Origin of the sequence: Mycobacterium colombiense (assembly GCF_001672755.1) — a bacterium.
Classification (GTDB): Bacteria; Actinomycetota; Actinomycetes; order Mycobacteriales; family Mycobacteriaceae; genus Mycobacterium; species Mycobacterium colombiense_C.
Window position 1 is genome coordinate 1 of sequence record NZ_LZKI01000003.1, and the last position, 13,873, is coordinate 13,873.

General features: G+C 67.8%; 11 protein-coding genes and 2 pseudogenes. 4 read left to right on the top strand and 9 right to left on the bottom strand.

Annotated elements, in window-relative coordinates; all coding sequences use genetic code 11:
* Together A5708_RS00150 and A5708_RS00155 are read right to left on the bottom strand one after the other, a co-directional pair.
* Nucleotides 1-462, bottom strand: a pseudogene (locus A5708_RS00150) (radical SAM protein); the annotation flags it as partial.
* Between the two features lie 112 nt (nt 463-574).
* Entirely contained in the window at nt 575-1,381 is an 807-nt protein-coding gene (locus A5708_RS00155) for a class I SAM-dependent methyltransferase (protein WP_065026684.1), read from the bottom strand.
* 214 nt (nt 1,382-1,595) lie between these two features.
* Here A5708_RS00155 and A5708_RS00160 point away from each other — a divergent pair, with 214 nt between their 5' ends.
* Nucleotides 1,596-2,081, top strand: a complete 486-nt coding sequence (locus A5708_RS00160; RefSeq protein WP_065026685.1) for a polyketide cyclase — start codon at nt 1,596-1,598, stop codon at nt 2,079-2,081.
* 126 nt (nt 2,082-2,207) lie between these two features.
* Nucleotides 2,208-2,432 carry a deoxyribodipyrimidine photolyase gene (locus A5708_RS00165; protein WP_065026686.1) on the top strand — a complete coding sequence of 75 codons (225 nt, stop codon included), beginning with the start codon at nt 2,208-2,210 and terminating at the stop codon, nt 2,430-2,432.
* A gap of 3 nt (nt 2,433-2,435) precedes the next feature.
* On the opposite strand, the gene A5708_RS00170 is transcribed toward A5708_RS00165, so the two are convergent.
* Genes A5708_RS00170 through A5708_RS00180 form a run of 3 tightly spaced genes read right to left on the bottom strand, consistent with a single transcriptional unit; the run spans nt 2,436 to nt 5,902 of the window.
* Nucleotides 2,436-3,929, bottom strand: a complete 1,494-nt coding sequence (locus A5708_RS00170; protein ID WP_065026687.1) for an HNH endonuclease signature motif containing protein — start codon at nt 3,927-3,929, stop codon at nt 2,436-2,438.
* A gap of 32 nt (nt 3,930-3,961) precedes the next feature.
* Nucleotides 3,962-5,233 (bottom strand): histidine--tRNA ligase, encoded by a 1,272-nt coding sequence (gene hisS, locus A5708_RS00175; RefSeq protein ID WP_065026688.1) that lies wholly within the window; start codon nt 5,231-5,233, stop codon nt 3,962-3,964.
* Nucleotides 5,234-5,236: 3 nt separating this feature from the next.
* A complete protein-coding gene (locus A5708_RS00180) occupies nt 5,237-5,902 on the bottom strand; it encodes an MBL fold metallo-hydrolase (protein ID WP_065026689.1) in 666 nt (221 codons plus the stop codon).
* A gap of 109 nt (nt 5,903-6,011) precedes the next feature.
* Between A5708_RS00180 and A5708_RS00185 the strand changes: the two genes are divergently transcribed.
* Nucleotides 6,012-6,908, top strand: a complete 897-nt coding sequence (locus A5708_RS00185; protein WP_065026690.1) for a peptidylprolyl isomerase — start codon at nt 6,012-6,014, stop codon at nt 6,906-6,908.
* Nucleotides 6,909-7,042: 134 nt separating this feature from the next.
* Nucleotides 7,043-8,800: a protein kinase domain-containing protein gene (locus tag A5708_RS00190; RefSeq protein ID WP_065026691.1), complete on the top strand. Its 1,758-nt coding sequence runs from the start codon at nt 7,043-7,045 to the stop codon at nt 8,798-8,800.
* A 6-nt stretch (nt 8,801-8,806) separates the two neighbouring features.
* On the opposite strand, the gene A5708_RS00195 is transcribed toward A5708_RS00190, so the two are convergent.
* The 4 genes and pseudogenes from A5708_RS00195 to A5708_RS00210 form a co-directional block, all read right to left on the bottom strand.
* Nucleotides 8,807-11,185, bottom strand: coding sequence for a RelA/SpoT family protein (locus A5708_RS00195; RefSeq protein WP_065026695.1), 2,379 nt, complete (start codon nt 11,183-11,185; stop codon nt 8,807-8,809).
* Between the two features lie 43 nt (nt 11,186-11,228).
* Complete coding sequence (locus tag A5708_RS00200) at nt 11,229-11,771, bottom strand: adenine phosphoribosyltransferase (protein WP_065026692.1); 543 nt, start codon at nt 11,769-11,771, stop codon at nt 11,229-11,231.
* Between the two features lie 7 nt (nt 11,772-11,778).
* Nucleotides 11,779-13,473, bottom strand: coding sequence for an ABC transporter substrate-binding protein (locus tag A5708_RS00205; protein ID WP_065026693.1), 1,695 nt, complete (start codon nt 13,471-13,473; stop codon nt 11,779-11,781).
* A gap of 4 nt (nt 13,474-13,477) precedes the next feature.
* Nucleotides 13,478-13,873 (bottom strand): annotated as a pseudogene (locus tag A5708_RS00210) (protein translocase subunit SecF); the annotation flags it as partial.

Sequence of the window (13,873 nt, forward strand, 5' to 3'; positions counted from 1 at the left end):
GCCCGATTCGGCCAGGGCGCCGATGATCCCGGGCATCAGCGCATAGCGCCCCTCGGCCCGCTGGTACGGATCGGTGTTGGTGCCCAGGGCGACGGTCTCGCGCTGCCAAGACGGCCGTCGGAGCTCGCGACGCAGCACTTCGACGACGTTGGTCTTGACGACGACCTGGGTGTCAAAGTCTTTGCCGCAGTCCAGCTCCAGGTATTCGTGGGTGGGCCGGGCGAAGCAGTACCGGCAGGCGTGCGAGCAACCGCGGTAGCCGTTGACGGTGTAACGAAACGGCAGCGCCGACGCATTGGGCACCTTGTTCAGCGCGGACTTGCACACCACCTCGTGAAAGGTGATCCCATCGAATTGCGGCGAGCGCACGCTGCGCAGGAAGCCGATGCGCTGCAGCCCCGGCAGCGCCCCGTCCTCGACCGGCGTCCCGTTGACCGCGACGGCCTGATTTGCCCACCGCATGCGCCCATTCGAACATTAGTTCGAGTGCGAGTCAAGTGTGGCGCTGAAGGGAGGTGGCCCCTCGCCAATCAATTCTGCCGGCGCTCGGCGGCGCCGCGTCGGGCAGCGGCCGTCAGCCGGCTTTATGGGCGAGCACAATGCGCTCGGCAACGCGGCAGGAGAGGCCAAACCGCGCTGTCATTTCTTGAGGGCCGAGGTCCTCGACGACCCGGAATCCGGCGGCCGATAGCAGGTCTGCGGTCTCTTGCGGTGTCGTCAGCGTTATCATCGGCTCACCGAGCGCCGCGACGCTGTGCAGTACCCGCTCAACGGCGGCGCGGATGTCAGCGTCCCAGGCGGACTCCGGAAGGTTATAGGTCATCGCGGCCGCGCACGGCGGCAGGCCGGCGAGCGTCTCGGTGATGGCGGCAGGCGTCAGGTACGGAAATACCCCCAGCCAATTGACGAATATCGGTCGTGCGAGGTCAACGGAGGATGTCTGCAGGGCTTCTGTAACTCGTTGCTCCTCGAAGTTGACCTCCGTCATGGTGAGCGTCTCGGGCTCGGGAACGCCGAGTTTTGCTAAACGCTCGCGCTTCCAACCCTGCGTGGACGGGTGGTCGAACTCATGAACCTCGATCACGCCTGCCTGCCGCCAGGCGAAGGTGTCGAGGCCGGCCCCGAGAATTACGTACTGTTCGGCCTTGCTCCTAGTCAGCCAGTCCTCCGTAAGACGCGTTCGCCCGGCAAACCACGTAGCGACGTCCGTCCAGTGCTCGCCGAATAATTCGTGCGCAAACTCAAGGTTCGTCTCGACGTAGGGACCTAGGAGCGGCCACGCCATCCAATCTTGAAGCAGTGCGCGCGCCCCATTCAACAGAAGGTGCGCCGCCCTGGCCGTCGCGGCCAGCATCGCGGTGCGGCTCGGCTCGTTTCGCATCCAAAAAACATACGGTCGTGGCGAGCCAGGGGAAACCCTTTCACCAAATGGTTTGTGCGATAAGGGTATTTGAGGTTCGAGGCGTCTTGGAACGTAAGTTCGATATGACGCCGACGTACGACAGCCCGTCGACGCCGGCCGCAATTTCACGGGGGCGTCGGGTCCGGGGCTAAGCTGCGGTTCGTACCGTCCCTACGCCTGGCCGCGAGGAAACATGACCGAACGCATCGAGACTTCCCGCACCATCGCCGCGCCGGCACCGGCCATCTTCGCCGTGCTGTGCGACCCGCAGGGCCACGTGGCGATCGACTCGTCCGGGATGCTCCAAGACGCCGATGGGGAGCCGGTGCGCGCCGCCGGCGACCAGTTCGTCGTTCACATGGATCGCGAATCACTGAACGATTTCCCGGAGTTGGGCAAATACGACGTCACCGTCGACATCAAGGAATTCGAGCAGGATCGGCTGATTTCCTGGACGGTTCTCGGCCAGATTCAGCCGCCGATCGGCCATGTCTACGGCTACGCGCTCACGCCCACAGAGGACGCCTCGGCCACCGTCGTCACTTCGTTCTACGACTGGTCGAACATCGACCCGAAGTGGCGGGAAGCCGGAATTTTCCCGATTCTGTCCGAGGGCGCGTTGCGCGCGACTCTGGGAATTCTCGACCGGACGGTGCGCCGCGGTTATCCGGGCGCATAAAACCCCGAACACCAGCGCCACACACCGTGCTGCTCATCGACTTTCGGTGAGCGGGCACTTGGGGGCGCGGTTTCGCACGACAATTGTTCGGGTATTACCCCGGGGCCCCTCACGAAAGGACCTGTCATGTTGCACTCGGTGATTTTGGCGAGTTCGGACCCCGTCGCGGCCGGCTTTATCCTCCGTGGTATCAAGGGAATTTTCGTCGCCATCGGCAGCATTATCGCCGCAATAGTCTGCGGCATCATCGCCATGATGAAGGGCCGCAATCCGCTGGGTTGGGGAATTCTCGGGCTGTTTTTCTCGATCCTCACGCTGATCGTCGTGATCATCATTCCCAGCAAAAAGTAGCGCTTAGAACGGCGGAGGCTCTCCGTCCCCAGCGGCGTGGGTTAGTTCGGAAGCCCAAGTAGGTACCGGCTTTTCGCCGGTTCGCGCCATTCGATTGTGGTGGCGTTCCGTGGCGATGCGGGCGGCGCGGTTTTGCGCCCGGGTGCGGCGACGTTTGGGCATCATCGCCGCCCGGTCACCGCATGGCCCGGCGTGGGCGCCCGGGGGTAGAGGGATCACGCCAGTGGGCCCGCACAAGTTGGGGAATAGCAGCGCGCTTCCTGGAGTGGTGACGTACGTGTGTCCCGACGGGGACGTCAAGATCAGTGTCCCGTCGCGCAATTGGGTATCACGCCAGCCCCAGAACGTTTTGACCAAGTGATGTGTGCGGCAGTAACACTTGAGATTCGACGCGTGCGTGGGGCCGCCGTCGGCGTACGGGATCGTATGGTCGAGGTCGCAGTCCGTGGCCGGGCGGTCGCAGCCCGGCCAACGACACGTCAGATCACGGCAGCGTACGAAATCCGCCAGCGCCCTCGACGGCACATAACCGGGCTCCGGCGGCGCATCCCCGGGATGGACCAGTGGCACCAGCTTGGCCGAGGCGGCCAACTCGGCGAGCAACTCAGGCGGGACCAAGCCTTCGGCACCTATCTGCGCGACTGCCGTTAACCCGTGGCCATCCAGCGCGGCCTGCTCGGCGATCACATGAATCACCACCGGGCCCGATGCGGGTCGTTTGCCGGCCGCGCAATCCGATCGCCCGCACCGACATCCCAATCGATCTGCGTCGGCCGCCAGCGCCCCCAACGCGTCGGCGCGGCGCTGCTCGCGCGTGCGCGGGTCATGCTCACACACCGTGGCCGCCAACGCATTCAACCGCTTATCCAACGCATGCGCGTCCGGACTCATCAGGCTGCCTTCGATATGCGACATGCCGCCGCCCGCGTCGGCGATCCAGATCTCGCGATCGGCCATGCGCTCCTTGCGGCGGCGTACCGCGTCCGCGTCGGCCTGCGCGACGATCTTGTCCACCTGCGCGGCTAACCGGCGCTGGCTCAGTGAAGGCCACCTGGTGACCTTGGCGGCCACCGCGGCATCCACGGCGCTCAACACGTCGGGGTCGGTGATCAGATCGGTGCGGAAGACGATCGTCTGGAACATGCGGTAGTCGATGTCGCCGGCCGCGAAGACCACACCCACTTTCGGCAGCCGCTCGCGCATCGCGCGGGCATAGCGCACGCGACTCCCGGCCAGTCCCTGGCCGATCCGCAGCTCGGCGGCCACCTCCGCGCTCACCGCCGCCTCGGTGTCGACGGCCCACTCCTCGGTCTCCGAACACCGTGACAGCCGGTAAGAGAACAACTCAGCAATCGCTACCAGCTGCGCTGCCGCGGCGCGATTCTCCGCCCGCGAGGCGACCCCGATCCGCGCCAGCAGATCGACGGACACCGTCGTGGTCGACGGATAGCAACGTTCGAACCCCTCGTTGAACCGGGCCCGGACATCTTCGAACATGTGTTCGAGACTATCAGGCACGGCCGACAATCTCAGCGGCCGACCCGCTCAAGCACCTCGGTGACAACGGAATCCAGCGCGACGGGGACCTGCTCCCCGGTCCCGAGATCCTTCACCCCGACGGTGCCGGCCTCGATGTCGCGGTCACCGAGGACCAGCGCGATCCGGGCCCCGGAGCGGTCGGCCGCGCGCATCGCGCCCTTGAGCCCGCGGTCACCGTAGGCCAGGTCGACACGCACGCCGCCCGCCCGCAACTGCGCGGCCAGCACCGCCAGGCGCAGCTTGGCCTGCTCGCTCAGCGGCACGCCGAACACCTCGCAGCGCGCGGTCTCCCCCACGCTCTTGCCCTCCGCACGCAGCGCCAGCAACGTGCGGTCCACGCCGAGCCCAAACCCGATGCCGGACAGGTCTTGTCCGCCGAGCTGGCGCATCAGCCCGTCGTAGCGGCCACCGCCGCCGATGCCGGACTGCGCGCCCAGGCCGTCGTGCACGAACTCGAACGTGGTCTTGGTGTAGTAGTCCAGCCCGCGCACCATGCGGGGGTTGATGACGTAGGGCACCCCCATCGCATCCAAGTGCGCCAACACGGTGTCGAAGTGCTGCTTGGCCGCATCGGACAGGTGATCGAGCAGCACCGGAGCGTCGGCCGTCATGGCGCGCACCTCGGGCCGCTTGTCGTCGAGCACCCGCAGCGGGTTGAGCTGTGCCCGCCGTCGCGTCTCTTCGTCCAGGTCGAGTGCAAACAGGAAGTCCTGCAACAGTTCCCGGTACTGGGGCCGACAGCTGTCGTCGCCCAGCGAGGTGATCTCCAGGCGGAATCCGTCTAGCCCGAGGGAGCGGAAGCCGGCGTCGGCGATCGCGATCACCTCCGCATCCAGAGCCGGATCGTCGACGCCGATCGCCTCCACGCCGACCTGCTGCAGCTGGCGGTAGCGACCGGCCTGCGGACGCTCATAGCGGAAAAACGGCCCCGCGTAACAGAGTTTGACCGGCAACGCGCCGCGGTCCAGGCCGTGCTCGATGACCGCGCGCACCACGCCCGCGGTGCCCTCGGGCCGCAACGTCACCGAACGATCGCCACGGTCGGCGAACGTGTACATCTCTTTGGACACCACGTCGGTGGATTCGCCGACGCCGCGGGCGAACAGGGCGGTGTCTTCGAAGATGGGCAACTCGATGTCGCCGTAGCCGGCCCGGCGGGCGGCCCCGAGCAGGCCGTCGCGCACCGCGACGAACTGCGCGGAATCCGGCGGGACGTAATCGGGCACGCCCTTGGGCGCAGAGAACGCGGAGAAGTCGCTCACGGGCTACAGGCCTTCGAGGAACGGGTTGAGGCGCCGCTCGGCGCCGATGGTGGTGGAGTTGCCGTGCCCCGGTAGCACCACGGTCTTGTCGTCGAGCACCAGGAGTTTGTCGACGATCGAGGTCAGCAGGTCCCGGCCGCTGCCGCCGAACAGGTCGGTGCGGCCCACCGCGCGTTCGAACAGCGTGTCACCGGTGAACACGTAGTCTTTAGCTTCCTTGTCGGACGCCACCCGGAACACCACCGACCCGCGGGTGTGTCCCGGCGTGTGGTCGACGTTGACGGTCACACTGCCCAGGTCCAGCTTGTCGCCGTCGCGGTCCAGCTCGACGACCTGCTTGGGCTCCCGCCAGAAGGCGCCCGCCACCATCTGCGCCAGGCGCGGACCCAGGCCGTAGATCGGGTCGGTGAGCATGAACCTGTCCTCGGGGTGGATGTAGGTCGGGCAACCGTACGTGTCGGACACCTTCTGCGCCGACCACATGTGGTCGATGTGCCCGTGGGTCAGCAGCACCGCGGCCGGCGTCAGCCGGTTCTTGTCCAGGATGTTTCGCAGCGGGCCCATCGCCCGCTGGCCCGGATCCACGATGACGGCGTCCGTTCCAGGCCGCTCGGCCAGCACGTAGCAGTTGCACTGCAACATGCCGGCGGGAAATCCGGTGATCAACACGGTTCCCAGTTTCCCATGGGCCCCACTTGACACGAGTCGCGGCGCCCACATTAGCCTGAGCTGGCACCTCTCCCCAAGGCTCCGATCCAATCATGGAGGCATAGCGGCCGTGCCGACCAACGAACAGCGACGTGCCAACGCCAAGCGCAAGCTCGAACGGCAGCTGGAGCGGCGCGCGAAGCAAGCCAAGACGCGCCGGATCGTGCTGATCGCGGCCGCCTCGATCGTGGCCGTGGCCGTGATCGCGGCGGTGGTGATCACGATCGTCAACACCAAGCACGACGACCACAAGAGCAACACCGCGGCGTCGACGACCACCACCAGCAGCAGCGCACCGGAGACGACGGCGCCCGGCCAGCCGGGTCAGACCGCGCCGCTGCCGCCGTTCAAGCCGTCGGCCAACGTGGGCGCCAACTGTCAGTACCCGGCCTCACCCGAGCCGGCGGCCAAGGAGGTCAAGCCGCCGCGGACCGGCAAGGTGCCCACCGATCCCGCCCAGGTGAGCGCCAGCATGGTGACCAATCAGGGGCACATCGGTCTGATGCTGGCGAACAACGAATCACCTTGCACCGTCAACAGTTTCGCGAGCTTGGCCGGCCAGAAGTACTTCGACAACACCAAGTGCCACCGGCTGACCACCTCGCAGGGCCTGGGCGTCCTGCAGTGCGGCGACCCGAAGGGCGAGGGCACCGGCGGCCCGGGCTATCAATTCGCCAACGAATACCCGACCGACCAGTTCCCGCCGAACGACCCCAAGGCGCAGGAGCCCGTCGTGTATCCGCGCGGCACCCTGGCCATGGCGAACGCCGGGCCCGGTACCAACGGCAGCCAATTCTTCTTGGTGTACAAGGACTCCCAGTTGCCGCCGCAATACACCGTGTTCGGCACCATCCAGCCCGACGGGCTGGCCACTTTGGACAAGATCGCCAAGGCCGGCGTCGCCGGCGGCGGTGAAGACGGGGCACCCGCCACCGAGGTGACCATCACCTCGCTGCTGCTCGACTAGCGCCGATCGCAAGCGCGGCGCGTGCGCCGGGCGCGGCGGGTCGGCGCCATCAGGACTAGGCCGAATCGACGCGAAACTCCCTCTGATCGGCGGGATTCGCCCGAGGCGCACCGCCGAGAGCTTATGGTCGTTGGGTGAATCTGGATCCGGACTCATTCGGTCATTACCGAATATTGGACTTGTTGGGGCGCGGCGGGATGGGACGCGTATACCGTGCCTACGACACGACCACGGACCGGGTAGTCGCCCTGAAAGTGCTTCCGCCGCATCTGGCCGAGGATCAAGACTTTCAGCAGCGTTTCCGCCGCGAGGCCCGCATCGCGGCGGCCCTCAACGACCCGCACGTGGTGCCCATCCACGGTTTTGGCGAGCTGGACGGTCGGCTCTATGTCGACATGCGGCTGATCGAGGGCCGCCACTTGTCCCAGTACATCAACGAAAACGGCGACCGACTCAGCCCCGAGCAAACGGTCGCGGTGATCGAGCAGGTTGCGGCGGCGCTGGATAGCGCCCGCCAGGCGGGGTTGATCCACCGCGACATCAAACCGATGAACATCTTGATCACCACCGCACACAATTTCGTCTATCTGATCGATTTCGGCCTTGCCCGCACCGAAGCTGACACTCAACTCACCCAGACCGGCGCCACGATGGGCACCGTCGCGTACATGGCGCCCGAGCGCTTCAAGGGCAAAACGGATCACCGTGCCGACGTCTACTCGCTGGCCTGCGTGTTGCACGAGTGCCTGACCGGCAAGCGCCCCTACGCGGGAGAGAGCCTCGAAGAACAGCTCAACGCGCACCTGAACGCCCCGCCGCCGCGACCGTCCGCAACCGCCCCCGGTGTCCCCCCGGGCTTCGATGCCGTTGTCGCCCGCGGGATGGCGAAAGACCCCGAACAGCGGTACCAGACGGCCATCGAGCTCGCCGAGGCCGCCAGAGCGGTGCTGGTCGGCGGCGGCGCGGCTACGGCGTCGGGTCCACCGGGCGCGGCGCCGCCGGGACCCGCGGCTCCCGCGCCGGGCGGCAAAGCCGATCCGCGGTTGCAGCCGGCCCGCCCAACGACTTCGCGGCGGTTGCTGATCGGCATCGTCGGCGCATCGGCGCTGGCGCTGGCCGCGGTGGCGGCCCTGGTCATCGCGCTGGTCACCCAGAGTCACGGTTCGGCGGACAGCGCGGCATCGTCCATCCAGAACCGGGTGCGGGTGCCCGGCAGGACCGGATCCAGCCCCGGTTCCAGTGCGTCGGCAACGGTGCCGCCGCTGCCGGCGTTTGCCCCGCCGGCCGATCTGGGGGCCAACTGCCAATATCGGTCGGTGCCGGACCCCGCCACCCGGCCGGTGACCCCGCCGCAGTCGGGCCGGGTGGCCACCACTCCCCCGCAGATCGGTGCGGTCATCTCCACCAACTTCGGCGACATCGCCATCCAGCTCGCCAATTCCGAGTCCCCGTGCACGGTGAACAGCTTCATCAGCCTGGCCAAGCAGCAATTCTTCGACAACACCCAGTGCGCCCGGCTGATCAGCTCCCAAGACGGCGGCTCGCTGCTGTGTGGCGGCCCCGAGGTGGACGGTTCGGGCGGTCCCGGTTACGAATTCGGTGACGAGTACCCCACGGACCAATACAAGCCCGACGATCCCGCGCTGCGCGCGACCGTGGTGTACCCGCGCGGCACCATCGTGATGGCCACCGAGGGACCCAACACCAACGGCAGCCAATTCGCCTTGATCTACAAGGATTCCGAGATGGAGCCACAGAGCACGGTGCTGGGCACCATCGACCAGGCCGGGCTGGAGACCTTGGACAAGATCGCCCGGGCCGGCATCGCCGGCAATCGTCAGAGCGGCGCGCCGACCAACCCGGTCAAGATCACCTCGGTGCGGGTGAGCTAGGCGGGTTCACGCCGCGGACGTGACGCGGTAGACGTCGTAGACGCCTTCGACATTGCGCACGACGTTGAGCAGATGGCCGAGATGCTTGGGGTCACCCATCTCAAAGGTGAAGCGGCTGATCGCAACTCGGTCACCGGACGTGGCGACCGACGCGGACAGGATGTTGACCTTCTCGTCGGCCAGCACCCGCGTCACGTCCGAAAGCAACCGGTGCCGGTCGAGCGCCTCGACCTGGATGGCCACCAGAAACACCGACGACGGCGACGGCGCCCAGTGCACTTCGATGATGCGCTCGGACTGCTGCTGCAGCGAGGCCGCATTGGTGCAGTCGGTGCGGTGCACGCTCACCCCACCGCCACGGGTGACGAATCCCATGATCTGGTCGCCGGGCACCGGGGTGCAGCATTTCGCCAGCTTGGTCAGCACGCCGGGGGCGCCGGGGACCGAGACGCCGACGTCGTCGCTGCTGCGCGGGCGGCGCAACATCGTTGTCGGCGTGGACCGTTCGGCGAGGTCCTCCTCGGCCTGGTCGATGCCACCGAGTTCGGCCAGCAGCCGCTGCACGACGTGCCGGGCCGACACATGCCCCTCACCGATCGCCGTGTAGAGCGCGGATACGTCGGTGTAGTGCAGCTCGCGCGCCACCGCCGCCAGCGTCTCGCCGTTGACCAAGCGCTGCAACGGAAGTCCGCCGCGACGCACCTCGCGGGCCATGGCGTCCTTGCCGGATTCGAGCGCCTCCTCGCGGCGCTCCTTGGCGAACCACTGCCGGATCTTGGCTTTGGCGCGCGGCGAGACCACGAACTGCTGCCAGTCCCGCGACGGCCCGGCGTTGGCCGCCTTCGAGGTGAAAACCTCTACGACCTCCCCGTTTTCCAGCTTGCGCTCCAGCGCCACCAGCCGCCCGTTCACCCGGGCGCCGATGCAGCGGTGCCCGACCTCGGTGTGCACCGCATACGCGAAGTCCACCGGCGTCGAACCGTTGGGCAGGGTGATCACGTCGCCCTTGGGGGTGAACACGAAGATCTCTTGTACCGCAAGGTCATAACGCAAGGACTCGAGGAACTCGCCCGGGTCCGCGGCCTCTCGTTGCCAGTCGAGCAGCTGGCGCATCCAGGCCATGTCGTCGATCTCGGCGGCGGCGTGCGGATGCGGAAGGCCGTTGCGCCCCTTGGCTTCCTTGTAGCGCCAGTGCGCGGCGATGCCGTATTCGGCGGTGCGGTGCATGTCGCGGGTACGGATCTGCACCTCCAGCGGCTTGCCCTCCGGCCCCACCACGGTGGTGTGCAGCGACTGGTAGACGCCGTACCGCGGCTGGGCGATGTAATCCTTGAACCGCCCCGCCATCGGCTGCCACAGCGAATGCACCACGCCGACAGCGGCATAGCAGTCGCGGATCTCGTCGCAGAGGATGCGGATGCCGACCAGGTCGTGGATGTCGTCGAAGTCGCGGCCCTTGACGATCATCTTCTGATAGATGGACCAGTAGTGCTTGGGCCGGCCCTCCACCGTCGCCTTGATCTTCGACGCGCTCAGGGTGTTGACGATCTCGGCGCGCACCTTGGCCAGGTAGGTGTCCCGCGACGGCGCGCGCCCGGCGACCAGCCGGACGATCTCCTCGTACTTCTTGGGATGCAGGATGGCGAACGACAGGTCTTCCAGTTCCCACTTGACGCTGGCCATACCCAGCCGATGTGCAAGGGGCGCAATGACTTCCAGCGTCTCACGGGCTTTGCGCGCCTGCTTCTCCGGCGGCAGGAACCGCATGGTGCGCATGTTGTGCAGCCGGTCGGCGACCTTGATCACCAGCACCCGCGGATCGCGCGCCATCGCGGTGATCATCTTGCGGATGGTCTCGCCCTCGGCGGCGCTGCCCAGCACCACCCGGTCCAGTTTGGTGACGCCGTCGACCAGATGGCCCACCTCTTCACCGAATTCCTCGCTCAACGCCTCCAGGGTGTAGCCGGTGTCCTCGACGGTGTCGTGCAGCAGCGCGGCCACCAAAGTCGTGGTGTCCATGCCCAATTCGGCCAGAATGGTCGCGACGGCCAGCGGGTGGGTGATGTAGGGGTCGCCGGAATGGCGTAGCTGGCTGGCGTGCCGCTGGTCGGCGACCTCGAAGGCGCGCTGCAGCAGCGACACGTTCGCCTTCGGGTAGATCTCCCGGTGCACCGCCACCAGCGGTTCCAGCACCGGGTTGAGCGTGCTGCGCTGAGCCGTCATCCGGCGGGCCAGCCTGGCCCGGACCCGACGCGATGCGCTGCTGGACGTTTTCAGGGATTCGGTCGGTGGCTCCGGGGCCTCCATCGGCTGCGTGATGGCCGGCGGTTCTGAGACTTCAGTGGGCGCGTCGAGCGCTTGCGCCGCGCTGTTTTCCTCCGCCACGTTGGTCACCTCCGAGATCGAGGATATCTCCAATGCCTAAGCGCTACTCGCAAGTCAGGCTGTGCACCGTCAACGGCGCGACCGCTTCCCGGCCGCGCAGCGCGCCGAGTTCGAACACCACCGCCGCCGCCATCACGTTGGCCCCGGCGCGCCCGAGCAGCCGCGCCGACGCGGCCAGGGTACCGCCGCTGGCCAGCACGTCGTCGATGATCGTGATGTTGCGTCCGCGCAGGTCCACGCCGTCGGCGGGGATTTCCAGCGTCGCACTCCCGTATTCCAGGTCGTAGCGCTCGGCGTGTACCGGCGGCGGCAGCTTCCCGGCCTTGCGGATGGCCAGCACGCCGGTCTGCAGCCGGTCGGCGACGGCCGCGGCCAGCAGGAAGCCCCGGGCCTCGATGCCGGCTACCAGGTCCGCACCGGATGCGATATCGGCCAACGCGCCGGTGATCGCCGTCATCGCTGTCGCGTCCGCGAACACCGGGGTGAGGTCCTTGAACTGGATACCGGGCTTGGGGAAATCGGCCACCTTGCGCGTCAGCGACGCGATCAGCTCGGCGACCGCCGCCCGCTCGCCGGCGCTCGTCACCGGGGCCTCACTGGATCAGCGCCCATCGATCCATGTTCCAACCCGCGCCCCACCGCGTCGGGTTCTTGCTGACCGCGTACATCTTCTTCGAGGTCAACAGCGTGCGCTGCTGCCGGTAGAGCGGCAGAGTTGGCATGTCGCCCCACAGTACCGGGGCGGTTTCCGTCAACAGCCGGACTCGTTCGGCGGCGTCGGCCGAGACGGCCAGCGCGCTGATTGCGTTGTCGACCTGGGGATTCGAGTACCCGGACAGGTTGTTGCCGTTGCCGGTGTGCAGGGCGTAGGCATCGAGCGCCGACGACCCCGTCGACCCGCTGCCGGTGGCGCCGCCGGTGCTGGCCAGCAACGCGTCGATCTTGCCGTCCCGCAGCGCCTGCGGCCCCGGGCCGTCCAGGATGACGCCGGCGACGGTGACACCCGCCGCGGCGCACGCCTTGGTGATGACGCCGACGTTCACCGCGAGCCGCGCGTTGGGCCCCTGATACCCGATCCGCACCGTCAGGGGCGCGCCGCCCAGCGCGTTGCGCGCGGCGACCGGATCGGCCTTGCCGAACGGTTGGGCCTCGGCGGCCCCGTCACCGGCGGACACGGCGTCATCGGTGGCCGGATCCAGGCGCGAGTTGGCGATCGGCGTCCCCGCGTCCTTGGCCAGCGAATCACGCGGCGTGCACAGCGCGACCGCGCGCCGGGCCTTCGGGGCCGCCAGCGGGCCCTGCGGGGCGAAGATCAGCTGCTCGACGCCGTCCGACGGCCCGTCCGAGCGCTCGTAGTTGTCCGGCGTGGTCAGCGCCCCCGAGGAACCGGCCGCGACGTCGACGACGTCGACGCTGCGGCTGTTGACCCGGTCCTGGATGTCGGGCCCCTGCGACCACACGGTGACCCGCTTGGTGATGGCCTTGGGCCCCCACCACCGGTCGTTGGCAACGAGCACCACCGCGCCGCCGTCCAGCACGGATTCGATCTTGTACGGCCCCGACGACGGGAAACGCTTGAGGTCGACCCCGGGCTTGAGGTCCCAGATGGTGTTCCACAGCTTCGCGATCTGCTGCACCAGCGGCCCGTTGTTGCTGAGCAGGGCCGCGGTCACGTCGACGTTGAGCTGGTCGGCGATGACGTGCGACGGCATCAGCGTGGTCGCGGTGAACAGCTGGGTGTAGTCGACGACGCCGCGGTCCGGGATGAAGGACACCCGGGCCTTCTTCTGCCCGGGCATGCATTCGACGTTGGCGATGTCGAGGTAGCCGGCCTGGGAGGCGGCATGGAAGTCGGGGAACTTGCCGGACTGGGCCGCCCAGGCGAGCACGATGTCGTCGCAGGTCACCGGCTTGCCGTCGGAATAGACCGCGTTGTCGGCGATCTGGTAGTCCAGCACCAGCGGCGTGCCGCCGACCACCGACACGGTGCCGAAGTCGCGGTCGGCGACGGTTTGCCCGTCCGGGCCGTGATAGCTGAAGCCGGTGAGCGTGCGAGCGAACGCCTGCGCTCCGGCCGAGGCGGCGCCGGCCACGGTGTTGGTGTTGTAGGTGGACAGCGGGCCGTCGACCACATAGTCGATCTGGGAGGCGGCGCTACCCGCACAGGCGGTCAGCGTGACAGCGGCCGTCAGCACTACCGCCAATCCGGCGCCGATCCACCCCGCGAGGGCCCGACTGCCGATGAGCGCGCCACGATCGGCCCCAGTTCCCCGGTACCCGGTGGCCATGGACCTACTTCCGACCGACGTTCCGCTTGCCGGTGGGACGACGGGTCCCGGTCGGCCGCACGGGTCGGGCGCCCGGCGCCGGCTTGCTCGGCGCGGGCTTGGACGGCTCGGCCGCCGCCGTCGCTTCTTCCGCCTCTTCGGCGGTCTCGGCTTCGTCGTCGCCGGCGTCGGCCTCGGTGGAGCGCGAGCCGGGGCTGCGCCGCCGCGTCACGCGTCGGGTGTGGGTGCGCACCAGCTCGGTGCGCTCGCGCAGCGTGACCAGCAGCGGGGTGGCGAAGAAGATCGACGAGTAGGTGCCGACCAGGATGCCGACCAACTGCACCAGCGCCAGGTCCTTCAGCGTGCCGACGCCCAGCAGCCACACCGCCACGACCATCAGCGCCAGCACCGGCAGCACGCT

Excerpts from the sequence above, each read along its gene's own strand:
- A5708_RS00155 (WP_065026684.1), bottom strand. The coding sequence starts at position 1,381 with ATGCGAAACGAGCCGAGCCGCACCGCGATGCTGGCCGCGACGGCCAGG.
- A5708_RS00160 (WP_065026685.1), top strand. The coding sequence starts at position 1,596 with ATGACCGAACGCATCGAGACTTCCCGCACCATCGCCGCGCCGGCACCG.
- A5708_RS00165 (WP_065026686.1), top strand. The coding sequence starts at position 2,208 with ATGTTGCACTCGGTGATTTTGGCGAGTTCGGACCCCGTCGCGGCCGGC.
- A5708_RS00170 (WP_065026687.1), bottom strand. The coding sequence starts at position 3,929 with ATGTTCGAAGATGTCCGGGCCCGGTTCAACGAGGGGTTCGAACGTTGC.
- A5708_RS00205 (WP_065026693.1), bottom strand. The coding sequence starts at position 13,473 with ATGGCCACCGGGTACCGGGGAACTGGGGCCGATCGTGGCGCGCTCATC.